The organism is Pseudomonas capeferrum (assembly GCF_000731675.1).
Lineage (GTDB): Bacteria > Pseudomonadota > Gammaproteobacteria > Pseudomonadales > Pseudomonadaceae > Aquipseudomonas > Aquipseudomonas capeferrum.
The window spans coordinates 54,496-80,538 of the sequence record NZ_JMIT01000002.1 but is presented as its reverse complement, the minus strand read 5'-3'; the positions used below and the strand labels follow the sequence as shown (position 1 = coordinate 80,538).

The 26,043-nt window shown below is 62.0% G+C and carries 29 protein-coding genes and 1 pseudogene; 16 read left to right on the top strand and 14 right to left on the bottom strand.

Annotated elements, in window-relative coordinates:
• Nucleotides 1-77: 77 nt before the first annotated feature.
• The gene (gene sthA / locus PC358_RS12900) at nt 78-1,472 is read left to right on the top strand and encodes a Si-specific NAD(P)(+) transhydrogenase (protein WP_033700396.1); all 1,395 of its coding nucleotides are present in this window, start codon (nt 78-80) and stop codon (nt 1,470-1,472) included.
• 48 nt (nt 1,473-1,520) lie between these two features.
• On the opposite strand, the gene PC358_RS12895 is transcribed toward sthA, so the two are convergent.
• On the bottom strand, nt 1,521-2,237 hold the full coding sequence (locus PC358_RS12895) for a glycerophosphodiester phosphodiesterase (RefSeq protein ID WP_033700395.1): 717 nt from the start codon (nt 2,235-2,237) through the stop codon (nt 1,521-1,523).
• Between the two features lie 29 nt (nt 2,238-2,266).
• Nucleotides 2,267-2,851, bottom strand: a complete 585-nt coding sequence (locus PC358_RS12890; RefSeq protein WP_033700393.1) for a PilZ domain-containing protein — start codon at nt 2,849-2,851, stop codon at nt 2,267-2,269.
• A 93-nt stretch (nt 2,852-2,944) separates the two neighbouring features.
• Here PC358_RS12890 and PC358_RS12885 point away from each other — a divergent pair, with 93 nt between their 5' ends.
• The 3 genes from PC358_RS12885 to PC358_RS12875 are packed head-to-tail and all read left to right on the top strand — an operon-like array spanning nt 2,945 to nt 6,184.
• The gene (locus tag PC358_RS12885) at nt 2,945-4,195 is read left to right on the top strand and encodes a lipoprotein-releasing ABC transporter permease subunit (RefSeq protein ID WP_033700392.1); all 1,251 of its coding nucleotides are present in this window, start codon (nt 2,945-2,947) and stop codon (nt 4,193-4,195) included.
• A gap of 7 nt (nt 4,196-4,202) precedes the next feature.
• Complete coding sequence (gene lolD / locus PC358_RS12880; RefSeq protein WP_177326495.1) at nt 4,203-4,886, top strand: lipoprotein-releasing ABC transporter ATP-binding protein LolD; 684 nt, start codon at nt 4,203-4,205, stop codon at nt 4,884-4,886.
• A gap of 56 nt (nt 4,887-4,942) precedes the next feature.
• Entirely contained in the window at nt 4,943-6,184 is a 1,242-nt protein-coding gene (locus PC358_RS12875; RefSeq protein WP_033700388.1) for a lipoprotein-releasing ABC transporter permease subunit, read from the top strand.
• Nucleotides 6,185-6,222: 38 nt separating this feature from the next.
• Here the strand turns inward: PC358_RS12875 and PC358_RS12870 are convergent, their stop codons facing one another.
• Together PC358_RS12870 and cinR are read right to left on the bottom strand one after the other, a co-directional pair.
• A complete protein-coding gene (locus PC358_RS12870; protein WP_033700387.1) occupies nt 6,223-7,575 on the bottom strand; it encodes a heavy metal sensor histidine kinase in 1,353 nt (450 codons plus the stop codon).
• A complete protein-coding gene (gene cinR / locus PC358_RS12865) occupies nt 7,572-8,252 on the bottom strand; it encodes a two-component system response regulator CinR (protein ID WP_033700385.1) in 681 nt (226 codons plus the stop codon). The genes PC358_RS12870 and cinR overlap by 4 nt, the downstream gene beginning before the upstream one ends.
• Before the next feature lie 184 nt (nt 8,253-8,436).
• On the opposite strand from cinR, the gene PC358_RS12860 reads away from it, so the two are divergent.
• The gene (locus tag PC358_RS12860) at nt 8,437-8,940 is read left to right on the top strand and encodes a cupredoxin domain-containing protein (protein WP_033700384.1); all 504 of its coding nucleotides are present in this window, start codon (nt 8,437-8,439) and stop codon (nt 8,938-8,940) included.
• A 67-nt stretch (nt 8,941-9,007) separates the two neighbouring features.
• Nucleotides 9,008-9,838 carry an NADPH-dependent 7-cyano-7-deazaguanine reductase QueF gene (queF, locus tag PC358_RS12855; RefSeq protein ID WP_033700383.1) on the top strand — a complete coding sequence of 277 codons (831 nt, stop codon included), beginning with the start codon at nt 9,008-9,010 and terminating at the stop codon, nt 9,836-9,838.
• A gap of 142 nt (nt 9,839-9,980) precedes the next feature.
• Here the strand turns inward: queF and PC358_RS12850 are convergent, their stop codons facing one another.
• Nucleotides 9,981-10,244, bottom strand: a complete 264-nt coding sequence (locus PC358_RS12850) for a DUF4404 family protein (RefSeq protein ID WP_003248815.1) — start codon at nt 10,242-10,244, stop codon at nt 9,981-9,983.
• A gap of 122 nt (nt 10,245-10,366) precedes the next feature.
• Nucleotides 10,367-10,930 carry an HAD superfamily inactivated hydrolase PcrP gene (locus tag PC358_RS12845; RefSeq protein ID WP_033700381.1) on the bottom strand — a complete coding sequence of 188 codons (564 nt, stop codon included), beginning with the start codon at nt 10,928-10,930 and terminating at the stop codon, nt 10,367-10,369.
• A gap of 191 nt (nt 10,931-11,121) precedes the next feature.
• Here PC358_RS12845 and PC358_RS12840 point away from each other — a divergent pair, with 191 nt between their 5' ends.
• Nucleotides 11,122-11,829 (top strand): MlaA family lipoprotein, encoded by a 708-nt coding sequence (locus PC358_RS12840; RefSeq protein WP_033700380.1) that lies wholly within the window; start codon nt 11,122-11,124, stop codon nt 11,827-11,829.
• Between the two features lie 34 nt (nt 11,830-11,863).
• Here PC358_RS12840 and PC358_RS12835 read toward each other — a convergent pair whose 3' ends face one another.
• Nucleotides 11,864-12,163 (bottom strand): PilZ domain-containing protein, encoded by a 300-nt coding sequence (locus PC358_RS12835; protein WP_033700379.1) that lies wholly within the window; start codon nt 12,161-12,163, stop codon nt 11,864-11,866.
• A 270-nt stretch (nt 12,164-12,433) separates the two neighbouring features.
• On the opposite strand from PC358_RS12835, the gene rssB reads away from it, so the two are divergent.
• On the top strand, nt 12,434-13,618 hold the full coding sequence (rssB, locus tag PC358_RS12830; protein ID WP_027596602.1) for a two-component system response regulator RssB: 1,185 nt from the start codon (nt 12,434-12,436) through the stop codon (nt 13,616-13,618).
• Nucleotides 13,615-14,097, top strand: coding sequence for an anti-sigma factor antagonist RssC (gene rssC, locus PC358_RS12825; RefSeq protein ID WP_016500715.1), 483 nt, complete (start codon nt 13,615-13,617; stop codon nt 14,095-14,097). Before rssB ends, rssC begins: the two co-directional genes overlap by 4 nt.
• Before the next feature lie 71 nt (nt 14,098-14,168).
• On the opposite strand, the gene PC358_RS12820 is transcribed toward rssC, so the two are convergent.
• The 4 genes from PC358_RS12820 to dusA form a co-directional block, all read right to left on the bottom strand.
• Nucleotides 14,169-16,034, bottom strand: a complete 1,866-nt coding sequence (locus tag PC358_RS12820) for an alkaline phosphatase D family protein (RefSeq protein WP_033700378.1) — start codon at nt 16,032-16,034, stop codon at nt 14,169-14,171.
• A 189-nt stretch (nt 16,035-16,223) separates the two neighbouring features.
• Nucleotides 16,224-17,150 carry a transaldolase gene (gene tal / locus PC358_RS12815; protein WP_033700376.1) on the bottom strand — a complete coding sequence of 309 codons (927 nt, stop codon included), beginning with the start codon at nt 17,148-17,150 and terminating at the stop codon, nt 16,224-16,226.
• 176 nt (nt 17,151-17,326) lie between these two features.
• Nucleotides 17,327-17,548: a hypothetical protein gene (locus tag PC358_RS12810; protein WP_227696913.1), complete on the bottom strand. Its 222-nt coding sequence runs from the start codon at nt 17,546-17,548 to the stop codon at nt 17,327-17,329.
• Between the two features lie 32 nt (nt 17,549-17,580).
• The gene (gene dusA / locus PC358_RS12805) at nt 17,581-18,591 is read right to left on the bottom strand and encodes a tRNA dihydrouridine(20/20a) synthase DusA (protein ID WP_050506119.1); all 1,011 of its coding nucleotides are present in this window, start codon (nt 18,589-18,591) and stop codon (nt 17,581-17,583) included.
• Nucleotides 18,592-18,686: 95 nt separating this feature from the next.
• Here dusA and PC358_RS12800 point away from each other — a divergent pair, with 95 nt between their 5' ends.
• Nucleotides 18,687-18,887, top strand: coding sequence for a hypothetical protein (locus PC358_RS12800; RefSeq protein ID WP_033700373.1), 201 nt, complete (start codon nt 18,687-18,689; stop codon nt 18,885-18,887).
• A gap of 79 nt (nt 18,888-18,966) precedes the next feature.
• Here the strand turns inward: PC358_RS12800 and PC358_RS12795 are convergent, their stop codons facing one another.
• From PC358_RS12795 to PC358_RS28420, 3 genes and pseudogenes are all read right to left on the bottom strand, one after another.
• On the bottom strand, nt 18,967-20,874 hold the full coding sequence (locus tag PC358_RS12795; protein WP_077068556.1) for an acyltransferase family protein: 1,908 nt from the start codon (nt 20,872-20,874) through the stop codon (nt 18,967-18,969).
• A 160-nt stretch (nt 20,875-21,034) separates the two neighbouring features.
• Entirely contained in the window at nt 21,035-21,472 is a 438-nt protein-coding gene (locus tag PC358_RS12790) for an acetyltransferase (RefSeq protein WP_033700370.1), read from the bottom strand.
• Between the two features lie 279 nt (nt 21,473-21,751).
• Nucleotides 21,752-21,877, bottom strand: a pseudogene (locus tag PC358_RS28420) (arsenical resistance protein ArsH); the annotation flags it as partial.
• 345 nt (nt 21,878-22,222) lie between these two features.
• Between PC358_RS28420 and PC358_RS12780 the strand changes: the two are divergent.
• The 6 genes from PC358_RS12780 to PC358_RS12755 all read left to right on the top strand — a co-directional run bounded on the left by PC358_RS12780 (nt 22,223) and on the right by PC358_RS12755 (nt 25,956).
• Entirely contained in the window at nt 22,223-22,480 is a 258-nt protein-coding gene (locus PC358_RS12780) for a hypothetical protein (RefSeq protein ID WP_033700369.1), read from the top strand.
• 113 nt (nt 22,481-22,593) lie between these two features.
• Complete coding sequence (locus tag PC358_RS12775; protein WP_033700367.1) at nt 22,594-22,881, top strand: DUF3077 domain-containing protein; 288 nt, start codon at nt 22,594-22,596, stop codon at nt 22,879-22,881.
• 129 nt (nt 22,882-23,010) lie between these two features.
• Complete coding sequence (locus PC358_RS12770) at nt 23,011-23,610, top strand: DUF2491 family protein (RefSeq protein ID WP_050506117.1); 600 nt, start codon at nt 23,011-23,013, stop codon at nt 23,608-23,610.
• Nucleotides 23,611-23,622: 12 nt separating this feature from the next.
• On the top strand, nt 23,623-24,048 hold the full coding sequence (locus tag PC358_RS12765; RefSeq protein WP_033700365.1) for a DUF350 domain-containing protein: 426 nt from the start codon (nt 23,623-23,625) through the stop codon (nt 24,046-24,048).
• Between the two features lie 28 nt (nt 24,049-24,076).
• Nucleotides 24,077-24,796, top strand: coding sequence for a DUF1190 domain-containing protein (locus PC358_RS12760; protein WP_033700364.1), 720 nt, complete (start codon nt 24,077-24,079; stop codon nt 24,794-24,796).
• A 2-nt stretch (nt 24,797-24,798) separates the two neighbouring features.
• Entirely contained in the window at nt 24,799-25,956 is a 1,158-nt protein-coding gene (locus PC358_RS12755; protein WP_033700362.1) for a glutathionylspermidine synthase family protein, read from the top strand.
• Nucleotides 25,957-26,043 lie beyond the last annotated feature (87 nt).

The window sequence follows — 26,043 nt, the reverse complement described above, 5'->3', positions numbered from 1 at the left end:
TTTCTCATGGCGCCCCGGCGACATGATCGCGCCCCGCGAGCCACCGTGACTCGCGGGCCAGTTCTGAAGGAGTACGCATGGCTGTCTACAACTACGACGTAGTGGTGCTGGGTTCCGGCCCGGCCGGAGAAGGCGCGGCAATGAACGCCGCCAAAGCAGGGCGCAAGGTGGCGATGGTCGACAGCCGTCGCCAGGTCGGCGGCAACTGCACCCACTTGGGCACCATCCCGTCCAAGGCACTGCGTCACTCGGTGCGGCAGATCATGCAGTTCAACACCAACCCGATGTTCCGTGCCATCGGCGAGCCCCGCTGGTTCTCCTTCCCGGACGTGCTCAAGAGCGCCGAGAAGGTCATTTCCAAGCAGGTCGCCTCGCGCACCGGCTACTACGCGCGCAACCGTGTCGACCTGTTCTTCGGCACCGGCAGCTTCGCCGACGAGCAGACCGTCGAAGTGGTCTGCCCCAACGGTGTGGTGGAAAAACTAAACGCCAAGCACATCATCATCGCCACCGGCTCGCGCCCTTATCGCCCGGCCGACATCGACTTCCATCACCCACGCGTCTACGACAGCGACACCATCCTCAGCCTCAGCCACACCCCGCGCAAACTGATCGTCTACGGCGCCGGCGTGATCGGCTGCGAGTACGCCTCGATCTTCAGCGGCTTGGGCGTGCTGGTCGAGCTGGTCGATAACCGTGGCCAGTTGCTGAGCTTCCTGGATTCGGAAATTTCCCAGGCGTTGAGCTACCACTTCAGCAACAACAACATCACCGTACGCCATAACGAGGAGTACGAGCGGGTCGAAGGCCTGGACAATGGTGTGGTCCTGCACCTGAAGTCGGGCAAGAAGATCAAGGCCGACGCCTTGCTGTGGTGCAACGGCCGTACCGGCAACACCGACAAGCTGGGCCTGGAAAACATCGGCATCAAGGTCAACAGCCGTGGCCAGATCGAGGTCGACGAGGCCTACCGCACGACCGTGCCGAACATCTACGGCGCCGGTGATGTGATCGGCTGGCCGAGCCTGGCCAGTGCCGCCCACGACCAGGGCCGTTCGGCTGCCGGCAGCATCGTCGACAATGGCAGCTGGCGCTTCGTCAATGACGTGCCGACCGGCATCTACACCATTCCGGAGATCAGCTCGATCGGCAAGAACGAGCAAGAGCTGACCCAGGCCAAGGTGCCGTACGAAGTGGGCAAGGCCTTCTTCAAAGGCATGGCGCGTGCGCAGATCGCTGGCGAGCCGCAGGGCATGCTGAAGATTCTGTTCCACCGTGAAACCCTGGAGATCCTCGGCGTGCACTGCTTCGGCTACCAGGCTTCGGAAATCGTCCACATCGGCCAGGCCATCATGAACCAGCCGGGTGAGCTGAATAACCTGAAGTACTTCGTCAACACCACCTTCAACTACCCGACCATGGCCGAAGCTTATCGGGTAGCTGCCTACGACGGCCTGAACCGGCTTTTTTAAGCGGCTCCGGCCGGTGGCCTGAGCCGGTCGGGGAGACCGATTTCAGCCCTACCCGAGGGTGGTCTTGGCCAAACCGGGAAAGTCTGTAATCAGGCTGTCCACGCCAAAATCAGCGAGCCGGCGCATCAGTGCCGGTTCGTTGACTGTCCACACCGACACGTGCAACCCCTGGCCCTGTGCCTTGAGCAAGCGCTCGGGGGTGCACAGTGTCCAGTTCAATGCCAGCAGCTCGCAGCCGTAGTTCTGCGCGACCTTCAGTGGGTCGAGCCAGGCGTATTCGGCCACCAGCCCGCGCGCCACGTCCGGCACCAGCTCCAGGGCAGCACCCAGCACTTCGCGTGAGCTCGAGGTGATGGTGACTTTGTCCAGCAGGCCGTATTGCTGGGCCAGTTCACGAATCGCCAGCACCGTGCTGGCGGCGCGGGTGCGCGAGGCGCTCTTGACCTCCAGCTGCCAATGCTCGAAAGCGCATTTTTCGAACAGTTCTTCCAGTTTCGGGATGGGGCAGGGCTGCACCCAGCCCGGGCCGCCCTTGCGCGCGTCGATCTTGGTGAGGTCGGCCGCCGGCTGCTCGACCACCTTGCCGCGACGGCCGGTGGTGCGTTTGAGGGTCGGGTCGTGGATCACCATCAGTTCGTTGTCGGCCGACAGGTGCAGGTCCAGCTCGCAGCGATTGACGCCGTGGGACAGGCATTGGCGGAAGCTGTTCAGGGTGTTTTCGGGGGCTTCGCCCTTGGCGCCGCGATGGCCGTAGATCAGGGTCACGTTCGTTCCTTCAATTCAAAGGGAAAGGCTCAGGAAGCAGGGTCGTTCTGTTCCAGTTGCTGGCGCCGTTGCTGTTGCTGGCGCTGCAGGATGTAACGGGCCAGCAGTTGGCGCTGGGCGTCGGTCATGTCGATGAATTCGGTGCCGAGCTCGAAGCTGCCGTCCGGGCGCGGGTCGCAGTGGCTGACCTTGCCGCGCAGCAGCAGGCCGTGGGCGCGGGGCATCAGCACCATCTTCACCTTGACCCGGGTGCCAGGGGTGATGGGCTGGGCCTGGCTGGACTCGATGCCGCCTTCGGAGATGACCACTGCCTGCGGCTGGCCGATTTCGCCGATGAGGGTCTGCGCGACCACGGCGCTGAGCAGGTCGAGGCGTTTGCTCTGCGCCCGCAGAAACGCCGCGAGGGTGCGGTCCTTGTCACTCAACTGGCGCAGCAGGTGCTGGGCTTCGAAGTCGGACAGGTGCAGCTCGCTAAGCAGGTTGAACAGCGGTGAATCATCCTGCAACACTTCTGGCTCAAGGGCTTCGGCCGCACTCAAGGGGCTGATTTGAAGTGCGATCTGATCTTCGATGCGGTAGTATTCGCGGCGATCTTCTTCGTCTAATGTCGTCATGGCGAACCCATGGTAGCGGCGGTGGTCCGAGTGTAAAGCCGCCGTAAGCGCCTCGCCACAAGGACGTTCCCTTTCATCCGAACAAGCCCCGACATGTTCAGACCTCTTTTCGCATTTATCGGCACGCGTTATACCCGTGCCAAACGTCGCAATCACTTCGTCTCGTTCATTTCCCTGACCTCGATGATCGGCCTCGCCCTGGGCGTGGTAGTGATGATCGTGGTGCTCTCGGTCATGAACGGCTTCGACCACGAGATGCGTACCCGCGTGCTGGGCATGATTCCCCATGCCACGCTCGAGAGCGGCCAGCCGCTTGACGACTGGCCTGCGCTTGCCCAACAAGTAAAGCAGAATCCGCAGGTGGTGGCGGTTGCGCCCTTCACCCAGATGCAGGGCCTGCTGACCCATGACGGCAAGGTGCAGAAGGTGCTGCTCAATGGCATCGACCCGGCGCGCGAACGCGAGGTGTCGATCATTGACAACTTCGTCCAGCAAGGCCGTCTCGACCAGCTGGCGCCGGGCGAGTGGGGCATCATGATCGGCGACAAGGCTGCGGCCAAGCTGGGTGTCGCCATCGGCGACAAGCTGACCTTCGTCGCCCCCGAGGTCAGTGTGACCCCGGCCGGCATGTTCCCGCGCATGAAGCGCTTCACCGTGGTCGGTACCTTCCACGTGGGCGCCGGCGAGATCGACGGTTACCTGGGCCTGACCAACATCAACGACCTGTCCCGCCTGCACCGCTGGAAGCCGAACCAGGTGCAGGGCCTGCGCCTGAAGTTCGACGACCTGTTCCAGGCACCGCGCGTGGCCTGGGACATCGCCCAGCACTTGGGTGACCAGGAGTTCTACAGCCGTGACTGGACTCGCACCCATGGCAACCTGTACCAGGCGATCCGCATGGAGAAGGCCATGATCGGCCTGCTGTTGCTGCTGATCGTGGCGGTGGCGGCATTCAACATCATTTCCACCCTGGTAATGGTGGTCAACGACAAGCGCGGCGACATCGCGATCTTGCGCACCCTTGGCGCCACGCCTGGGCAGATCATGGCCATCTTCATGGTGCAGGGTACGGTGATCGGGGTGATCGGCACCTTGATCGGCGCCGTGGTCGGCATCCTGGCAGCGCTCAACGTGAGCGCGGCGATTGCCGGCATTGAGACGCTGATCGGGCACAAGTTCCTCAACGCCGACGTCTATTTCATCGATTACCTGCCGTCGCAGATCATGGCCAATGACGTGTACATGGTCTGCGCCGCGGCGCTGGTCCTGAGTTTCTTCGCCACCCTGTACCCGGCCTGGCGTGCGGCCCGCACCCAGCCTGCAGAGGCGCTACGTTATGAGTGAGTCGCGCATGAGTGATAAAGCCGTTCTGAGTTGCCGCAACCTGGGCAAGTCCTACGACGAAGGCCCGGAGTCGGTACAGGTGCTGTCGGGCCTGCAGCTGGAGCTGCACCCGGGTGAGCGCGTGGCCATCGTCGGCAGCTCGGGCTCTGGCAAGAGCACCTTGCTCAACCTGCTTGGCGGCCTCGACACGCCCACCCAGGGCAGCGTCTGGCTGGCGGGTGAGGAACTGTCGGCCCTGGGTGAGCGTGCGCGTGGCCTGTTGCGCAACCGGGCACTGGGTTTCGTTTATCAATTCCACCACCTGCTGCCGGAATTCACCGCGCTGGAAAACGTCTGCATGCCGCTGCTGATCGGCCGCACGCCAATCCCGGAAGCCCGTGAGCGCGCTGAGGCGCTGCTCAAGCGGGTCGGCCTGAGCCACCGGCTCACGCACAAGCCAGCCGAGCTGTCCGGCGGCGAGCGCCAGCGTGTGGCGATCGCCCGTGCACTGGTCAACCGCCCGGGCCTGGTGATGCTCGACGAGCCTACCGGCAACCTCGACCACCACACCGCCCAGGGTATTCAGGAATTGATGCAAGAGCTGTCCAGCGCCTCGCGCACGGCGTTCCTGGTGGTAACCCACGACCTCAACCTGGCGCGCCAGATGGACCGCGTGCTTAAACTCGACGACGGTCACCTGGTGGCGATCTGAGCCGCCTGCACGGGGTGGCCTGAGCCGCCCCGCAACTCTTTCATTGGGTGTTTTACATGTTCAGACCCTTGCCCTTGTTCATTGGTGCTCGCTACACCCGTGCCAAGCGCCGCAACCATTTCATCTCGTTCATCTCGATGACTTCGATGATCGGCCTGTCCCTGGGCGTGCTGGCGATGATCGTGGTGCTGTCGGTAATGAACGGCTTCCAGCGTGAAATGAGCTCGCGCATCCTTGGCCTGGTGCCGCATGCCAGCATCCTGGGCGTGCAGCCGCTGGACGACTGGCGCACGGTCGCCGATGCCGCGCTGAAAGACCCGGCAGTGATGGCCGCCGCGCCGATCACCGAGATGGAAGGCATGCTCTCGTACAAGGGCGCGATGCAGCCGATCCAGGTCAGCGGCATCGACCCGGCAGAGGAAGGCAAGGTCTCCATTGTCGGCCAGCATATTGTCCAGGGCCGTTTGCAAGACCTGCAGCCGGGTGAGTTCGGCGTGGTGATCGGTGAGCTGAGTGCGCGCCGTTTCCGCCTGAACACCGGCGACAAGCTGACCCTGATCGTGCCGGAAATCAGCAAGGCACCGGGTGGCATCACCCCGCGCATGCAGCGCCTGACGGTGGTCGGCATCTTCAAGGTTGGCGCCGAGTTGGATGGTTCGCAAGCCTACATTCACGTCGCCGATGCGGGCGAAATGCAGCGCTGGGCGCCGGGCCAGGTGCAGGGCGTGCGGCTGAAGCTGCATGACCTGTATGCGGCGCCGCAGGTGTCCAAGGCCATCGTCGCGGGCCTGGGTGATGCCTACCGCGCCGATGACTGGTCGCATACCCAGGGCAGCCTGTTCAGCGCCATGAAGATGGAAAAAACCATGATCGGCCTGTTGCTGATGATGATCATCGCGGTCGCGGCGTTCAACATCATTGCCACGCTGGTGATGGTGGTGAACGACAAGGGGCCGGATATCGCCATCCTGCGTACCTTGGGCGCCACGCCTGCGCAGATCATGGGCACGTTCATGGTGCAGGGTAGCTTGATCGGTGTGGTGGGGACGTTGATCGGGGGTGTGCTGGGGGTGATTGCCGCGTTCAATGTCAGCCAGATCGTGGGCTGGCTGGAGCGAGTCAGCGGCCAGCACATCTTCACTTCGGATGTGTACTTCATCAGCAGCCTGCCTTCGCAGCTGCAGTGGGGGGATGTGGCGATGATCTGTGCGGCGGGGTTGGTGATGAGCTTTTTGGCGACTATTTACCCGGCTTATCGGGCATCGCAGGTGCAGCCGGCGATTGGCTTGGCGGTTTGAGGGCTGTTTGAGCGTTTGGGGGCGCATTGCGCCCTCGGTCACCGACCTTCAGGCAGCTCGATCACAAAGCGCGTCCAGCCGTTTTCACTCGTCGCAGAAATGCTGCCGCCATGCGCTTGCACGATCGAGCGGGTAATCGCCAACCCTAATCCGGCATGCTCGCTACTGCCTTCCCGTCGCGCCGGGTCCACCCGGTAGAACCGATCGAACAAGCGTGGCAATGCAGCCGGTTCGATCGCAGCCCCGGTATTGGCCACGCATATCCGTGACCCCGGCCCCAACGTCACCTGTACCTGCCCACCCGGCGGGGTAAAGCGCAAGGCGTTGTCGAGCAGGTTGGACAGTGCCCGGCGCAGCATATGGCGGTCCCCCTGCAGCAGCAATTGGCCTTCGCGCAACAGCCTTACATCAGAGTCTTCGGCCAGCGGGGCATAGAACTCCAGCAACGCATCCACATCCTCGTGCAAGGCCAGCGCAGCCTGCCCGGGCACCAGCAAGCCGTGGTCGGCTTTGGCCAGGTACAGCATGTCGTTGATCATCTGTGCCATCCATTGCAGTTCCTCCAGGTTGCCATGCAGCGCCTCGCGGTACTCTTCGAGGCTGCGCGGACGGGTGAGGGTGACCTGGGTGTGGGTCAGCAGGTTGGACAGCGGCGTGCGCAGTTCGTGGGCGATATCGGCCGAGAACGCCGACAGGCGCTGGAAGGCATCGTCCAGGCGTTGCAGCATGGCATTCACGGTGGTGGCCAGTTCGGCCAGTTCTTCCGGCATCTGCGCCACTGGCAAACGGGTGGTCAGCGAGCGTGCCGACACGCTGGCGGCGACCTGGCCCATCTGCCGCAGGGGCCGCAGCCCGCGGCGTACGGCCCAGGCGCCGAGCAGCGCCGTAGCCAGGGCCGAGAGGCCGACGGTGAGCCAGATCAAGCGCTGCATGCCCTGCAGAAAATGTTGATGGTGGGTGATGTCGAGGTACAGCGTCAGCTGCGCGGATTGCGGGTCGGCCGGCTTCAGGGGCATGGCCAGGCTGCGGTAGTCGGTGCCGTCCGTGTGCAAGGTCGCAAGCCCGGAGGGCGGCGTGGTGTCGGGCAACTGCGTGCGGCTGTCGAACCACGGTGTGCCGTCTTTACCGCTGATGCGCAGGGCCAGGTCAGCCTGGTGGCTGAGCTCATCGCGCAGGGCCGGGAGCCGGGCCGCAAGCTCGGCGGGTGTGGCGACACCGGCGAGTTGCGTGCGAAACAGCGACAGGCGTGATTCGAGCAGTTGTTGGTCCAGCTCGATGAAGTGCTGTTCGCTGGCACGGTTGAACAGGATGCCGGCACCCAGCGAAACAGCAGCCGTGCAGGCCGCGAACAGCAGCGCCAGGCGGCTGCCGAGGGAAAGCCTGCGCATCAATCTTGACGCTCCTCCAGTACATAACCCATGCCGCGCACCGTGTGGATCAGCTTGTTGGCATGCGGGTCGTCGATCTTCAGGCGCAGGCGGCGAATCGCCACTTCGATGACATTGGTGTCGCTGTCGAAATTCATGTCCCAGACTTGCGAGGCAATCAGTGACTTGGGCAACACCTCACCCTGGCGCCGCAGCAGCAGTTCGAGCAGGGCGAACTCTTTGGCGGTGAGGTCGATGCGCTGGCCGGCACGCTCGGCACGGCGGCGGATCAGGTCCAGGCGCAGGTCGGCCAGGCTCAAGGTGGTGTCCAGGCTGGGGCTGGCGCCGCGGCGCAGCAGGCTGCGTACCCGTGCCAGCAGTTCGGAGAAGGCGAACGGCTTGACCAGGTAATCATCCGCGCCCAGCTCCAGGCCGTGCACGCGGTCCTCGACGGCATCGCGGGCGGTGAGGAACAGCACAGGTGTGTCCAGGCCGGCCTGGCGCACGGCTTGCAGAATCTGCCAGCCGTTGCGGCCTGGCAGCATGACATCGAGGATCAACAAGTCGTGATCGCCGCTTAGCGCCAGGTGCTGGCCGGTTTCGCCATCGGCCGCCAGTTCGGTGGCAAAGCCTGCTTCGCTCAGGCCTTGGCTGAGGTACTGGCCGGTGCGGGCCTGGTCTTCGACGATCAACAGTTTCATGCGGTGTCCACACTATCGGGAGGCAGCCCTGTGCGGGCGGTGTGATGACTGAAATGATACGTGACTATATCAAGGGCCGCCCAAGCGCCGCCCAAGCTGACAAAGTTGTAATCTTCCTGTCAGGTAGTTGCCAGCCGGCCTTTTCTAAAGTGGCCTTATCCCCGCTGTAAGCTTTGGAGTCATCATGAAACACCTGTTCATCGCCGCCGCCTTTGCCCTGGTAAGCCTGTCCGCCCTGGCTGACGGTGGCAAAAGCTTCGCCTTCGGCGAGCCGGCCCCGGCGGCCAAGGCTACCCGCACGGTCGAGGTCGTGCTCAAGGACATCGCGTTCGAGCCCAAGCGCCTGCACGCCAAAGCTGGCGAAACTGTGCGTTTTGTCTTGATCAACGAAGGCAAGTTGCCCCACGAGTTCAACCTGGGCGACAAGGCCATGCACGCGGAGCACCAGAAGCAGATGATCGCCATGCAGGGCAAGCTGTTTACCGCAGGCATGCACCACGAGGGCATGGACCACGGCCAGATGGGCCACGCAGACCATGGCCATGACGCGGGCAACACCGTGCTGGTGCAACCGGGCCAGCGTGCCGAGCTGACCTGGACCTTCCGCCAGTCGGCGCCCATCGAGTTCGCCTGCAACGTGCCGGGGCACTACCAGGCCGGCATGGTCGGGCCGCTGACCATCGAGTGACTTGCCCTGCAAGGCGGGCGGTAAAAACGGTAGACTAGGGGTATTTCGAACCTTCAGGTCAGTTTCCATGCATCCCGCCGCCGAACACTCCCCGCTGGGCAAGTCCAGCGAATACATCGCTACCTACTCCCCTGAGCTGCTGTTCCCGATCCCGCGTACTGCCAAGTGGGCCGAGTTGGGCGTCACTGCCCAGACCCTGCCATGGCAGGGCGTGGACTACTGGAACTGCTTCGAGTTGTCGTGGCTGTTGCCCTCGGGCAAGCCGGTGGTAGCGATCGGTGAGTTCGCCATCCCTGCCGATTCGCCGAACATCATCGAGTCCAAGTCGTTCAAGTTGTACCTGAACTCGCTGAACCAGACGGTGTTCGCCGCGATTGGCGAGCTGCAGGCTTGCCTGGAGAAGGACTTGTCGGCAGCCGCTGGCAAGCCGGTCAGCGTCAAGGTTCGCACCTTGGCTGAAGTCGAGGCCCAGGGCGTGGTGGCGTTGCCGGGGCAGTGCATCGATGCACTGGATGTGGCCATCAGCAACTATGAACAGCCGCAACCGGAGCTGCTGCGCTGCAACCCGGAGCGTGTGGTGGAAGAGACCGTACACAGCCATTTGCTCAAATCCAACTGCCCGGTCACCGGTCAACCGGACTGGGGGAGCGTCGTGGTCGAGTACAAGGGCAGGGCGCTGGACCATGCCAGCCTGCTGACTTACCTGATCAGCTTCCGTCAGCATGCCGACTTCCATGAGCAGTGCGTGGAGCGGATCTACCTGGACTTGAAGAACCTGCTGCAGCCTGAGCATTTGACGGTGTATGCGCGGTATGTGCGACGAGGGGGGCTGGATATCAACCCGTATCGTAGCACCGGGGCGATCAGCCCGAATAACGTGCGCCTGGTGCGTCAGTAATTCTGACATGACGGGGGCCGTTTCTCGGCCCATTCGCGGGGCAAGCCCGCTCCCACAGGTACCGCGCTGCCCTCAAGTACAGCCAATAGCCTGTGGGAGCGGGCTTGCCCCGCGAATGGGCCGAGAAACGGCCCTTGCTATTTCAGATCCCCATGCTGTGCAGCGAGTTGGCAATGCTGCGCAGGGTGGCGGTCAGGTCGGGGTGATCAGCCTCGAAGCGTTCAATCGCCAGGTTCACGCCATCCACCAGGTTGTTGTCCGGCGTGGCTTCTTCAAGCTTCAGTTGCGCTTCTATCTGTCTGGCTTCCTCATGCAGGGCGGCCAGCTCTTCTTCCGAAAGCGGTACGTTCCGGTCCAGTTGCTCGCGCAAGCTGTTCAGACGCTCTTGCAATTCGCGGGCAGGCATTGGCTTTTCTCCATCAATGGCTTGGCAAGGCATGGACCTCAGCGAAGCGGCAAAGGTTCTGGCCTGCTTTCAATGTAATCCACTCGCAGCCGCTTTGCATGATCCGCATCAAAGGTGCTGTATCAGGGTTTTTCACCCTTGCGGCGCCGTTGGGCAATGTCCTGCAGGCAGGTGTCCAGCGCTTCGAGGTGATCGATCACCGAGTGCACGCCCAGGCTGAACAGTTCGAGGGTGGCCTTGCCGCGGGCCAGGTCCCGTTCCTGTTGGCTCATGGCTTGCCAATGGCGGGAACTGAGGTCGCAATAAGGGCTGCAGGCGGCCAGGCCCACGGTCCACAAGCCGGCGTTCAGGCCCGATTGCAATAGCGCCGGTTCGCCACTGACCAGTACGCAGCCATCCAGGCGCGCGCTGTCCAGCGCCATCAGTGCCTGCCAGCAGGCGTTCGGTGCCGGCCAGCGCACACCATTAACCGAATGCCCCGGCAACCAGTCGGGCAGCACGTTGGCCAGGCGTTTGCCTTGCGTGGCACTCAGGTCGTCCAGCCAGATGCAGGGCACCTGGCGCTGGCGCAGGCTGGCGAGTGTTGCCAGGGCGCCGGGCGCGGGCAGCGGGTTGCCGTTCGCCCCCTGGACCAGGCAGCCACGCAGGCCGAACAGCACAGCAGTGAAGGCGGATGCATCGTGCATGGCAACTTCCCTGAAATAGTCCGCAGGCTATGCCGCCATTGTTACTGGGCGATGACGGTGCAACATGCGCTCACAAAATCTTGAGCAAAAATGTGTAATGCTGGTGATCAGCCCGTAAGCCCTTATACTTGCGCCTTACCAGCAGCGCGCCCGGTGCGGCTGCGGCCAAGAAATTCGATGGAGAGACATCTATGCGTAGGATCGGTGCCGGTGTGATCGAGCGAGTCACCCAGGCCTGTGTCTGCGCCAGCTTGCTGCTGGCGCCCGTGGCGGCTACCCAGGCGGCCACCGAGGACGACCCGTGGGAGGCGGTCAACCGACCGATCTTCAGGTTCAACGATACCGTCGACACCTATGCCCTCAAGCCATTGGCCAAGGGCTACGAGGCGGTGACGCCGCAATTCCTCGAAGACGGCATCCACAATGTCTTCCGCAACCTGGGCGACGTGACCAACCTGGTCAACAACGTGCTGCAGCTCAAGCCGCATGCGGCAGGGGTGGACACCGCACGCTTGATCGTCAACACCACGTTCGGCATCGGTGGCTTCTTCGACGTCGGCACCAAGATGGGCCTGCAGCGTAGCGACGAGGACTTTGGCCAGACCCTAGGTTACTGGGGTGTGGGCAGCGGCCCCTACGTGGTCATCCCGTTGCTGGGCCCAAGCACCGTGCGTGATGGCCTGGCCAAGTACCCTGACAGCTACACCAAGCCCTACCGCTATATCGACCATGTGCCGACGCGCAACTCGATCTTTGCACTGGACGTGATCGATACCCGCGCCAGCCTGCTGCCGGCGGAAAAACTGATTCAGGGCGACAAGTACATCTTCATTCGCAACGCCTACCTGCAGAACCGCGAGTTCAAGGTCAAGGACGGCGAAGTCGAAGACGACTTCTGATTCTTGAACAAGGGGCTGCCCTGCAGCCCCCGCGTCAATGCATGGCCAGGATGCGCAGGCCGAACTTCTGCTGCCCATCGGGCTGATCGGCGATCCACACCACCTCGGTGCTGGCGTGCAAGCCCTTGAGCGCCGGGTGATCAGAATCGATCCGCACCTCAAGCGTATCCCCCACCTGAAAGCGCTGCGGCGCCTGCACCTGCATGCCCCCGCTGGACAGGTCCAGGCACACCGCCGCAATCACCTGGCCTTCGTGCAGCAGGCTCACCTCGGTATCGATGCGCATGCGGATGAAATCGCGTTTTTCGCTGTGGTTGGAGGGCGTCTGAGGCATGCTGCATCCTTCCCTTTGGGTTGCACGGGTCGGCTTTCTTATAACTCCCGGTGATTTGGCCTGTAAAGAGCAGCGAGGTCGACCCTCGTACGCTTGAAACGCCTGGCGGATGGGAGTACCGTCTGCGCCTTACAGGGTAGCGCTGATAGTTGCCGGGCGGGTCTTCTTGTCCTACAACTCAAGTAGAGTGTTACCACAGAGTATTCCCGTAGCTGGCCGTCAGCTTTGCCGACACCGCTGCACCAACCCAAATCGGCGCCGTTCGCCCACATGCAGAAAACCAGTGCAACGCTGTTGATCATCGATGACGACGACGTGGTCCGTGCGAGCCTCGCCGCCTATCTTGAAGACAGTGGTTTCAGCGTCCTCCAGGCCGGTAATGGCCAGCAGGGGCTTCAGGTCTTCGAAGAACACCAGCCCGACCTCGTGATCTGCGATCTGCGCATGCCGCAGATGGGCGGGCTCGAACTGATCCGCCAGATCAGCGAGCGCGCGCCGCAATTGCCGGTGATCGTGGTGTCCGGTGCCGGCGTCATGAGCGATGCGGTTGAGGCCTTGCGCCTGGGCGCTGCCGACTACCTGATCAAGCCGCTGGAAGACCTTGCCGTGCTCGAGCATTCGGTGCGCCGGGCGCTCGACCGTTCGCGCCTGGTGCTGGAAAACCAGCGCTACCGCGACAAGCTCGAAGCGGCCAACCGTGAGCTTGAAGCCAGCCTGCACCTGCTGCAGGAGGACCAGACCGCCGGTCGGCAGGTGCAGATGAACATGCTGCCGGAAAGCCCCTGGGTAGCCGGCGAGTTCGCGTTCGAGCACCAGATCATCCCGTCGCTGTACCTGTCGGGTGACTTCGCCGACTACTTCCGTGTGGATGACCGCCGCATCGCCTTCTACCTCGCCGATGTCTCCGGGCATGGCGCGTCGTCGGCCTTCGTCACGGTGCTGCTCAAGTTCATGACCACGCGCCTGTTGTTCGAATTCAAGCGCGGCAGCAAGATGCGCGAGTTCAAGCCTTCGCAAGTGCTCAGCCACATCAACCGCGGGCTGATCAACTGCAAGCTGGGCAAGCATGTGACCATGGTCGGCGGTGTCATCGACGAAGACACCGGCCTGTTGACCTATGCCGTGGGCGGCCACTTGCCGCTGCCGGTGCTGTACACCCCGGGCAATACCCGCTACCTGGAAGGCCGCGGCCTGCCGGTGGGGTTGTTCGACGAGGCCAGTTACCAGGACCTGGTGGTGGAGCTGCCGCCTGTGTTCAGCCTCAGCTTGATGTCCGATGGCATTCTGGACCTTTTGCCGGGTGACACGCTCAAAGATAAAGAAGCCGCCTTGCCAGAAATCGTCAAGGCAGCGGGTGGCAGCCTGGATGGGCTGCGCCAACGATTTGGATTGGCTACGCTTGGGGAGATGCCGGATGATATCGCCCTATTGGTGTTGAGCAGGAACCTTCAATGAGTACCGGTAGAATTCAGTTCGCCGAGCAAAGCGGTACCTTTGTACTGAAATTCGTCGGTGAAGTGCGCCTGACCTTGTGTTCGGCGCTGGATGCGACGATCGAGAAAATCTTCACTGCGCTGAATTTCTCGGCCATCGTCATCGACTTGACTGAAACCGAGAGCATCGACAGCACCACCTTGGGCTTGCTGGCCAAGTTGTCGATCCTGTCGCGCCAGAAGGTTGGGCTGCTGCCGACCGTGGTTACCACCAACCCGGATATTTCCCGGTTGCTGCAGTCGATGGGCTTCGATCAGGTGTTCAACATCGTCGATCGTCCGATACCGTGCCCGGAGTGCCTGACCGACCTGCCGTCGCAGGACCAGAACGAAGAGGTGGTGCGGTCAAAGGTGCTGGAGGCGCACAAGATCCTGATGGGCTTGAATGACTCCAACCGTGAAGCCTTCCATGACCTGGTGAATGCGCTAGAGCGCACCTGATTCATTGCCTTTACCGGCCCGTGGCAGCGGGCTTACCCCGCCAAGAGGTCGGTAAAGGTTAAAACCATCGCTTATTCCGGCTCAACGAACTCTGTCACTTCCCGCCCACCGGCATCCAGCTGAAACACCCGCGCCGGCCGCCCTTGCTCATCAAAGAACACCTGCCCCAACCCCGCACCATTCCACAGCCGTTCCCCCGCCTTGCTATGGTTGGGCGTACGCGGCACCACCTCCATCTCCCGCCGCTTGGTAAACCAGTTGAGCGGCGAGCGTGGTGAATACAGCCAACGGTTCAGCCGGTCGAGCACATCGAGCAGGCGCCTGGGGAACTCGTTCTTGATGCCGCTGCTGGTGATCTGCCACAAGTGCGGGCTGCGCTGGCGATGGCGAATCAGTACTTCATACACGAATGAATAATGCACGTCGCCGGAGAGCACCACGTAATGCCCCGGCGTGCGCGAGTGGCGGAAGATATTCAAAATTACCTGCGCCGCGCCGCGGTGTGCCATCCAGTTCTCGGCATCCACCAGCAACGGGTAGCCCAGCCAACTGAACACCTTCTGCACGGTTTCGATCAGTTTTACCCCGAAGATCGGCGCGGGTGACACGATAATCGCCGAGGGATGATCGAGCAGCGCCTGCTGCAGCTCGCTCAACGCTTCCCAGTCGAGCAGACCGGATGGCTTGGCCAGGCTGCTTTCGCTGCGCCAGCGGCGGGTGCGGGTGTCGAGCACCAGCAACGGCGGGTTGCTGGGCAAGCTGTACTGCCAGCCCTGGAACTGCAACGCTTCGCCGATCAGTTCGTCCTGTGCCTGGCTGTCTAGCGTTTTACCTGTCAGCACCTGGCAGCGCTCGACCAGCCCCGCGCAGCCATCCGGGTCGTTGCCCCAGCCCTGGCACAGCAAGTAGCCAAGCAACGCGTTGCCGATGATGCGCCGCGAGAAGGGGTGGCCATAGGCGGTTTCTTCCCACTGTGCCGAGAGGTTCCAGTCGTCGGTGATGTCGTGGTCATCGAAGATCATCAGGCACGGCAGGTGGGCCATTACCCGTGCCACCTGGCCCAGGTTGCTGGCGAAGGCCTCGATCAGTGGCAGCTCTTGCCGATACCGCGCCTGGCGCTCATCAGTGAGCCCGGCGGGCATGTCCAGGTTCACCAGGCGCCAAGGCTCGGGTGACCATACCAGCAGGTACATGGCCATGACTTCAGCGAAGGTGACCAGGTGGTTGTCGGCATTGCTGGACGAGAAGATCGGCTTGCGTTTGCCGCCGAAAAAGCGCTCGCGCAGGCTTTCGTTCTGTTCTTGGGCCGGCAGCAAGTCTGCACGGTGGTAATAGCTGGCCGGGTGCTGGTACAGCGCTGTGCTGTCGGCCACCACCGCACCGTCGAGCTGTTCGTCGAACAGCCCCAGGCGCTCGATCAGGCTATGGATGGCCCGCAGCATGGGGCCGGCAACATCGTCGGCATACACCTGGTCACCGCTCATCAGCAGCACGGCAGGGCGCTGTTCGGGCTGTTCGCACTGTGCCAGCAAACGGTCGGCGCAGAGCAGGCCATCCGCGGCAGGGTGGTGCGGCTTGCGACAAGAACCATGCAATAAATGGTCGAGGCGGTCCCGCAGCACAAAGCTTGGGCGCTGGCAGCCTGGGTAGAGCAGGTGGGGTGCCCACTCGGCGATGCCCTGGCCATCGATGCGCAAGTCATAGCCCAGCGCCTGGTTGCAAGGGAGGGGCTGGGCGAAGTGGATATCCAGCAAGTGGATAAACGCGTGCTGGCCTATCGGGATAACCTGGCAAGTGGCGTTGGCTGTACGCGCTGCGCCGTCCAGGGTGAATTCGGGTTGCAAGGGTTGCGTGGCGACCAGCCAGATGGCCAGGCGCTGGGGCTCTAGCCGGCGCAGTACCGGGCCGGCAAGAACGAGGGGTAGGGATGAGGTCATCAACAGCTCTGTTGGCTAGGCAGCCCATCCACCGGTGCAGCGACAGCACTGCACCGGTGGCAGCGGGCTTGCCCGCGAATAGGCCATCGAATTCAAAATACCTCTGAAGCCTGGCGCTATTCAGCGCCAAACCAAAAACGGGCGGAAAATGCTGAGCATTTCCCGCCCGTCAGGCAAACCTAATATGTATCAGGCTTTTTCAGCCATCAGTTTCTCCAGCTTCTCCTGATCGCGGGCAAACTGACGTATACCCTCGGCCAGCTTCTCGGTGCCCATGGCATCTTCGTTCATCGCCCAGCGGAACTGGCTCTCGCTCAACACCTGCTTGGCCTCGCCAGCGTTGCCCGGTTTGAGCACCCGTGGCAGCTCGCCCTGATCATCGCTCAGTTGCTGCAGCAGCTCGGGGCTGATGGTCAGGCGATCGCAGCCTGCCAACTGCTCGATCTGGCTGATGTTGCGGAAGCTGGCGCCCATGACCACGGTGTCGTAGCCATTGGTCTTGTAGTAGTCGTAGATGCGCGTGACCGATTGCACGCCCGGGTCCTCGGCGCCCACGTACTCCTTGCCGGTGTTTTTCTTGTACCAGTCGTAGATACGGCCCACGAACGGTGAAATCAGGAACACCCCGGCATCGGCGCAGGCCTGAGCCTGGGCGAAGGAGAACAGCAGGGTGAGGTTGGTCTGGATGCCTTCCTTCTCCAGCTTCTCGGCGGCGCGGATGCCTTCCCAGGTGGAGGCCAGCTTGATCAGCACGCGGTCTTTGCCGACCCCGGCTTTGTCGTACAGCGCGATCAACTGACGGGCCTTGGCCAGCAGGGCCGGTTCATCGAACGACAGGCGGGCATCCACTTCGGTGGAGATTCGCCCAGGGATGGCCTTCAGAATGCCCGAACCCACCGCCACCGCGAACTTGTCGCAGGCCAGGTCCACATCGCCGTTGGCATCGCCCTTCACCTGCTTGAGCAGTTCCGCATAGCCGGGCATGGCAGCCGCCTTGAGCAGCAGCGACGGGTTGGTGGTGGCATCGACCGGTTTCAGGCGGGTGATGGCGTCCAGGTCCCCGGTGTCGGCGACCACGGTGGTGAACTGTTTGAGTTGTTCCAGCTTGGAGGTCATGGGCGTGCTCTGTCCTGTGCAATGACTCGACATTACCCGAGCCCCGGCGGCCGCTCAAGGCCCGTCGAAGCCGGGCGTGCAAAGCGGCCTTGCCGGGGCATCGGGCCGGTCGGAAAGGGCTGCGAAAGGTGATGATTCGAGTCCCCTCCCGCCGCGAGGTTCCCAAGTCTGCTGGACTATCTGCTTTTCAGCGCTTCGCCCAAGGTGCCGGATTCCCCTTCCTGGAGCCGTTTGCCGTCGGGCATGATGATTTCCAGCGTGGTCCCCGCAGGCCGAGGTGCTGGTTGTGCCGCCCGCGCCTGCGCCTTCCTCGCTTCAACCCTGCGCTCGATCATGGTCGGGTACTGCGAGGCCACCAACAGGATGATGGCGACCGGAGCAAAAATCGCCAGTGCCACACCCCAAGTGCCCTGGGAACGCGTGCGCCTTTTCAACGCCCCTCCATCAGTTCCGCCGCTTGATCAAACACCGCCAACGGCTCCGCTGCCTTGTGAATATCCGCCGACAGCAACTGCCGGAACCGCCGCGCGCCCTTGAACCCCTGGGCCAGCCCCAGAATATGCCGGGTGATGTGGTGCATTGCCCCACCACTGTCCATATGCGCCACGATATAAGGCCGCAGCAGCGCCAACGCCTCGCTGCGGCTGACCACCGGCGCCTCGCTGCCAAACAGTTGCTGGTCCACGTCGGCCAGCAGGTAAGGGTTGTGGTACGCCTCACGCCCCAGCATCACCCCGTCGAACGTTTCAAGGTGCGCCTGGCATTGCGCCAAGGTCTTGATCCCCCCGTTGAGCACAAACTCCAAGTCCGGGAAGTCCGCCTTCAACTGTGCCGCCACGTCATAGCGCAACGGCGGCACCTCACGGTTCTCCTTGGGCGACAGCCCCTCAAGAATCGCGATCCGCGCATGCACGGTAAAACTCCGGCACCCGGCCTCACGCACCTGGCCGACGAAGTCGCACAGCTCGGCATAGCTGTCACGGCCATTGATGCCGATGCGGTGCTTCACCGTCACCGGCGTCGAAACCGCATCCCGCATGGCCTTCACGCAATCGGCCACCAGCGCCGGGTGGGCCATCAGGCAGGCGCCGATCATGTTGTTCTGCACCCGGTCGCTCGGGCAGCCGACGTTGAGGTTGACCTCGTCGTAACCGGCCTCTTCGGCCAAGCGCGCGCAGGCCGCCAGGTCAGCCGGCACGCTGCCACCCAGTTGCAGGGCCAGCGGGTGCTCGGACGCGTCGTGACGCAGGAAACGGTGGGCGTCGTTGTGCAGCAGGGCGCCGGTGGTGACCATTTCGGTGTAGAGCAGGGTGTGCTTGGAGAGCAGGCGCAGGAAGAAGCGGCAGTGGCGGTCTGTCCAGTCCATCATGGGTGCGACAGAAAACCTCCTAACTACCGTATCGCCTGGGTTTGCTGGGGTTTCTGCTTGTTTCTGGAGCATTTAGGGGTCTCTGTTTGTTGCCGCTTTTTTCCGGCTCTTGCTGGTTTTGCTACAGCCGTTGCTACTATTTAGCAAATCAGCCATGGCGCAAATCCATGGGAACCATCACGCAGCGCAGGCGCAAGGACGGGGCATCTGGCTTCACAGCCCAGATCCGAATCATGAAGAAAGTGGAGGCAGTTTATCAGGAAAGCCAGACCTTCGATCGCAAGAGCCCGGCCCAGGCCGGGAAGCGGACGCGAGAGGCCAAGCTGTACGAACCTGGTGCGATAGCGAAGTCGAAACTAAGGCGATGATCGAGCGGGCGAGCTGAAATCACTGCGGCGCCCGTCGATCAGGCCAGGCGCCGCATGCAATCTAACCTACCTCCTGCCGTTAGCTATTGCTGTTGATGCCGGCAAGGATGTTAGGCATTTTCTGGTACAGCTTCACAGAACCGGTATTGCTCAGGTGGCCTGGATCTCGGTAGATCGGCACGCCATCGATGATGGTTTTGCACGACTTGGCATCGCAGAGTGCGTCGGACAGGTAGATCACCTTGGCACCGAGGCTAGTCTCGGCGTACTTCATCAGGTTGAGCACATTTTTGTGGGAGCGCTCGAACAGCTTCCTGTCGAGCAGGCATTTGCTGGATTGATTGGTGAGCGATGGACTGGCCATTTCGGCCTGAATGCAGCTCACGATGGTGGTGTTGATGGGGGGTGGCGGAGAAATGATGACTACCTGTTTACCCAGTGCCTTCAGCTTCTCGACGACCACCTGCATATCCTTCATGGCGCGCTCTGGGGTCGACTTTTCAATCTGCATTACCCCGCTGGTGTCGAAGGAAATCGACTCGAAGGTGTCTTGCATGTATTGGCCATAGGAGCCGGCCAGGATAACGGTCTTGATCGACGGGGTGTCGCTGATGAACTTGAAGGTGCTGTCATTGAAGCCAACGCACTGACGCGCTTGCGCTTCGAAGTCGCTGCGCTTGGTATTGGGCGCTGTGTTCAGGAAGGGCGCACAGGCACTGCGGGTGGCTTGGCGGATGTCAATCTTCTGCGCTTGCGACAGTCCAGGGATGTTGTGCATTGCATAGGAATCGCCCCACACGATGATCTTCGGATCTTGCGAGGTCCGGCACTTCTCGGTGTCTTTGTAGATGTTGGTGCCGCAGGACCGGTCAAGGCCGTAGTTCGGTGCGAACAGCTTCTCGATCTTCTCCGCCGACTGGACCTTGAGGAATGAATGCGAAAGGCCGAACAGTGCCAGGGTAAGGGCAGGGAAGACGACCAGCGATGGCTTGAAGTCGTACTGCATAACCCGGAAAGGCTTTTCCACCAGGTTGTACAGTGCGATGGCCGTGACCAACGAAGCGGCTAGCAGGGTCGCTTTCACCGTCATGCTCTCGGTGCCGATTGAGGCGTTCGCGATCGCGATGATTGGCCAGTGAACCAGGTACAGGGAGTAGGAAATGTCGCCCGCTTTCTCGATGGGTGACCAAACCTTGCTATTGATCAGTCGGTGGTTCGCCAGAAGAACGATGGCAGTAGCGAAGCAAACCACCACTGCGTCAAGGCCAGGGTGCGACAGGCCAGAGTTGAAGAAGGGCGATGCCAGCAGTACGGCGAATGCCGGAATTGCCAGCTTCGACGTGACGTTCTTGACGGAGGCGCTGTGCACGAGCATGGACGCGATGCTGCCGATCAGCAGTTCCCAGGCTCGGGTCGGGAGCAGATAGAACGCTGCCGACTGGTTGCTCAAGGACAGGTACAGGCAGCCCACGAAGCTGGCGATGGCGAGCACCACCAGGATCTTGCGCCAATGCCTGGCCGGGGTGAAGGCCAGCAGCGCTGGGACAAAGAAGTAGAACTGTTCTTCAACCGCGAGCGACCACATGTGCAGCAGGGGCTTGGTCGCAGACTCGAGGTCGAAGTAACCCGCCTGGCTCAGCAATACAAAGTTTGTGGAGAAGGTCAGCGCACCGATGATCTGTTGCTTCAGCGATTCAATCTGCATGGGTGGCAGGAAGAGTTTCGCCGCAATGATAGTTGCAAGGATCGTTACGAACGAAGCAGGCAGCAGGCGTTTGGCGCGGCGAAGATAGAATTCTTTGAAGGAGAACTTATCGCGCGCTAGTCCTCTTGAAACTATGGATGTAATCAAGAAGCCAGAGATGACAAAGAATATGTCTACGCCCAGATATCCATAGTGGAATCCCGGGATAGCCAAGTGTTCTAGAACGACGAATAAGACGGCAAGCCCGCGTAAGACTTGTATATCAACCCTGATAGTAGACATCGAGATCCCGGTTTGTTTTTCTGCGACAGCCGGAAATTGTATCCACAAATCCCCCCGGAACCAATGACTATCGGAGTTGTCAGGGCTGCCTTTTGGTGCTCGGACCGCGATGCCGGAAATCGTCCCTGCGTCCTGGCGCAGGAACGATTTTGCCAGTTGCCTAGCCAGGCAAGCTCATATGCAACAACGGAAATGGCCGCCCCTCGCCATCCAGCGCAGAGCGCCCCGTTTGCACAAACCCGTAATGCAGATAAAACCCCACGGCCTCGGGGTTCTGCTCGTTCACATCAACGCTCAATGCGCTGCGCGAACTGCGGGCGTAATCCAGGAGCGCGCGGCCAATGCCTTGCCCACGCAAATCGGGATCGATAAAGAGCATTTCCACATGGTGCTGATTCAGCCCGATAAAGCCCTGCGGGCAGTCGTCAGCATCGACTGCAACCCACAGCTCGACCGCGGGTAGGTAAACGTCGCGCAGCTGCGGTAGCAGCGCGTCTATGTCGGATGCCTGCAAAAAATGGTGAGTGGCGCGAACGGCGCGCAGCCAGATGTCGAGCAGCAGCGAGTGGTCGGCGGCGTTGGCCTGACGAATGATCATGGAAGCAACCTTTTGCACTTGATGACGGATAGCGGCACGCCATTGAGTGGCGACCGTATAAGTGTCGGCATCATGAATGCCCGCTTCGCGATTTAACGCCTGGGCGGTGCACAGCAGAGGTAGCCGAAAAGGAAGGGGCTGAAAAAATACTGGGCGCCGCAGGGGGCGTCAAGGCCAGAGCCCCTGCAAACACCAGGTGCTCAGATCGAACACTGGTTCACCCGCGCGGTAAGCTGTTCGGCGCTATACGGCGATGGCTTCATGCGGCCGCTGTCGTTTGAACGACTGCGAGCCGCCGCATACCTGCATCACGGCCAGGGTTTTGCCTTGGGTGGGGCGCACGGCGCCAAGGGCCAGGGGTATCCAATCGATCGGTGCCTTGAACACGGCCGATAGGGAACCATGTGCGCATGAACAGGACTTGCACATATGAATAATCAGATTTTGGCTCTTCCTTGTAGGACGCTTCTGAATAACCCTTTGCAGGCCATTGCGTCATTGCGATGGAAAGCTGAGCCCCCTAGTCTCGCTGGGTCGTTGCATATTCAACGACCGGGTCTGCAAGCCCGTAGCTTGGATTGGTCTCAGTGGCTGTTGGCTTTGCTCAATGGTGGCTGCGTGTGGGTGGCCCTCGGGCCAGCCGGGCAATTGACCTCCAAGTCCGGTCTTGCAGGCCCGCACGTAGCCGCCACCCATTCATCTGCAAGTGATTTGGCGACGGTCCGACTTTAATGTTGTCTGGAGGTTGTCATGCTCAAGATCGTCCCCGACCCACCTTGCTCCCCCGATGCCACTCATTACCTCGAAGACACCCTGATCCAGGCCACGGAGTACGTACTCTGCGCCTTGGCAGTCGCCCATCACGCCGTCTCCACGCTGCCCAAGTCGCCCGCCTCGATCATGACCCTGGCAGTCATGCACGAGATGGAGGCCGTGCGCTCATTGCTGGAATCGGCGGTTGCGCAGGTGCAACTGACGCAACGGCCGCAGATGCATACGTTGCATTGACGTTCACCCGTGCCGGGGCTGCCTTGCAGCCCTTCGCGGGTAACCCGCGCCCACTGGGTCGTCAACTCGAATGCAAAGGTTGTTTTCTGCGCGACAGCGCAAGGGGATTTGAAATGGACAAGACAATACCAGAAGGCACCGGCACGCTCGTTTTGACCGTAGGTTCAGCGTCGTGCATGGACGGCGTGATAAAGGGAAAGCGCCTGTTTCGCGTTGAAGCCGGCAACTGCTGCAACCATGCCATCGAGCAGGCCTCGCTGCTGCTGGATTGCTCACGACGGGCATCGTTCATCGGTGTGATGGACGACGAACCTGTGCTGGTCTGGGCTTCGCACTTTCTTTGCGAAATGGCCAAGGCGCTGATGGATGATGCGCACATGGGTATGCGTAAACAACGCTGATGCGTCTCGGGGCTGTTGGCTGTTGCCCCCGCAACAGTGTCTCGCAAACAGTGCTTGAATTGGCTCGGGCGGCCAAACCCGTTAAGGTGTCGCCCCTCGCAAGGACTGCCCCGCTTCAGGACGTTTACGATGCCACTTTCGCCTAGTGCCACGCCGCCATTTGGCTTGCTCAGCGGTCGCCGGTTCACACCCGCTGCGTCACTCGAACCATTGCTTGAGGGGCATTCGCAACTGCTGGTTCCCGGCCCGGAAACGGTCTGGGCCATCGGCGAGGTCGACCTCGGTGCTTCGATGCACCTGCTGCGTTTCTATCTGGACGATGAAGACTATTGGCTGCAAGTGCTGATGAACGGTAGCGAAGTGGGTGATACCGTATTGTTCGGTTATCACAGCGCTGTACCGATCCGCGACACGTCGCACCTTCAGCGCCTTGTCGGCAGCCAGTCCAAGGTCGGCCTGCCGATCTACGAACACGACGACTACCTGTATTCCCGCCAGTGGGGCCAGGAGGCAGGCCAGGCCAAACTGGTTCCGTTGCACGAGCGCGTGACCAGCCCTGATGCGCGCTATGGCATCCAGCACCTGTCGATGCTCTACGCCCGCGATACCGGCCTGCCAGAGCGTCGCGAATTCCTGCTGCTGTCAGCGGAGGAGGACGAGCAGGGCAACGCCACTTTCACCACTTCGTTGGGCGTCACCCTGCACCCCACGGACTTTCACGTAACCTGACAAGGACTCACCATGCTCGACGCTCTGCGCCTGTCGCTCAATGCCACTGCAGTGACTGGCTTCATCCTTTATATCAGCGTGGCACTGTTGCTGTTCTGGCTGTTCCAGTTCATCTATACCCGCCTTACTCCGCACCGCGAGTTCGCGCTCATTCGTGAGAACAACCCGGCCGCGGCCATTGCCCTGGGCGGCTCGCTGATCGGCTTTTCGCTGCCGGCCAGCAATATCATTGCCTACAGCGTCGGCATCCTCGACGTAGTGGCTTGGGTAGTGATTGCGGCAGTGGTGCAGTTGCTTGCCTTCGGCCTTACCAGCCTGGTGCTGCGCGGCCTGTCCAGGCGTATCGCCGCAGGCGAACTGGCCGCTGCCATCTACGCTGCCAGCGTGGCGATCAGCGTCGGCTTACTCAATTCGGCTTGCATGACCCCGTCGGCCTGATGCACTAGGAGCCCCCATGAAATCCCCAATGAGACGAAGCTCCGTCAAGCTGGTGCTGGCCAGCTCGCTGCCTTTGGCGTTGACCGCGTGCAGCCCGCAAGAAGAAACCTACACCGTCAGCCAGCAGGTGAACTACGGCAGTGTCGAAGCCTGCGTCAACGACAAGGTGCCGGAGAAGGCGTGCAACGATGCCTACAAGCAGGCGCTGGCCGAGTACCGGCGCACCGCCCCGACCTATGTATCGAAGCCCGACTGCGAAGCCGAATTCGCCTCTGACGGTTGTCAGATAGGCGCCGGTGGCCGTTACATGCCCCGCATGAGCGGGTTCGAGCTGGACACCGCAGGCGAAGTCACCCAGTCCCAGGTCGATGCGGCCCACGCTCAGGGCGGCGGCTATGGCCACGTCGCCACCGCCGTGGTCGCTGGCATGCTGCTGGGGCAGATGACCAACAGCGCCGACCGCCGTTATCGCGCGCAGCCGCTGTATACCTATCGCGACGGCGCCGGGCAGCGCAGTGGCCTGCTTGGGCAGCGTTATGGTGTGGCCGGGGGCATTCAGCGCACCAACAAGGACGAGCAGAGCAGCAGTGGCGGTTCGTCCGGCGGCGGCGGTGCTGGCTATGGCGCCTCAGGCCGCACGGCGTCGCGCTCGGCCGTCTCTGCGTCCATCTCGCGGGGTGGCTTTGGCAGCCAGGCCACGGCCCGCAGTGGCTGGGGCGGCAAGTCTGGCAGCTTCTTCGGGGGGTAGGCATGCGCAAGGTCGAGCTCGCAGAGCGCCCAGGCTGGCGCGCCACTGCCCAACAAGAGGGCTTTGCCTTCCACACCCTCGATGGCGAGCGCTACTGGGACGAGCGGGGCTACTACCAATTCAGCCAGGCCCAGGTCGAGCGCGACTTGCAGGCCCCGACCGAAGCACTGCACGCGATGTGCCTGGACGCCGTTGATCGTATCGTCGACAGCGAGGCGCTGATGACGCGCCTGGCCATTCCTGCGGCATTCTTCGACCTGGTGCGGCACTCGTGGCTAGCGCGGCAGCCGCATCTGTATGGGCGCTTTGACTTCAGCTATGACGGCCATGGCCCGGCGAAACTGATCGAGGCCAACTACGACACGCCTACCTCGCTGTACGAGGCGGCGGCGTTCCAGTTGATCTGGCTTGAAGAGCAGATCCAGCGGGGCGTTCTGCCCGCGCATGCCAGCCAGTTCAATACCCTGGCCGAAGACCTCATTCAGGCGTTTGCCGCCCAGCAGGGGCAGGGCACGTTCTACTTCTCGACCATCTCGGGCTCGGTAGAGGACCGTGGCACAACGGACTTTTTGCGCAAGATGGCCGCGCACGCCGGTATTCCCACACGGCATATCGACCTGGAGGACATCGGCCTGAATGGCGAGGGGCGTTTCGTTGACCTGGAGGGGCAGCCGATTCAGCGCTTGTTCAAGCTGCACGCCTGGGAGCACATCTTCCACGAAGCCTTCGGCAAGGCCATCCCAGGTTGTGACACGCAGTTCATCGAGCCGCCGTGGAAGGCGCTGATCTCCAACAAGGGCATCTTGCCGTTGCTGTGGGAATGGCACCCAGGGCACCCCAACCTGTTGCCGGCCTTCATCGACGATAACCCTTCGCGGCCTGTGCCCAAGGGCTGGGTACGCAAGCCGTATTTCTCGCGGGAAGGGGCCAATGTGGACATCCGCACCGGCGAGGGGCAGCGGGTGTTCGAAGACGGGCCCTACAACGATGCGCCGTACATCCTGCAAGGGTTTGCGCCGTTGCCCAGGTTTGCTGACAGCTACACGCTGATCGGTTCGTGGGTAGTCGGTGACACAGCGGCGGGTATCGGCATCCGTGAGGATGACTCACTGATTACCAAGGACAGCTCGCGGTTTTTGCCGCATGTCGTGCTGGACTGACGGGCCGCGAAGCGGGGCAGCTGAAACCCCTGAACCTCACGTCGGTTTCAGGATGCGCCTGGTCGTTCGCATGCAACCCTGCGCCGC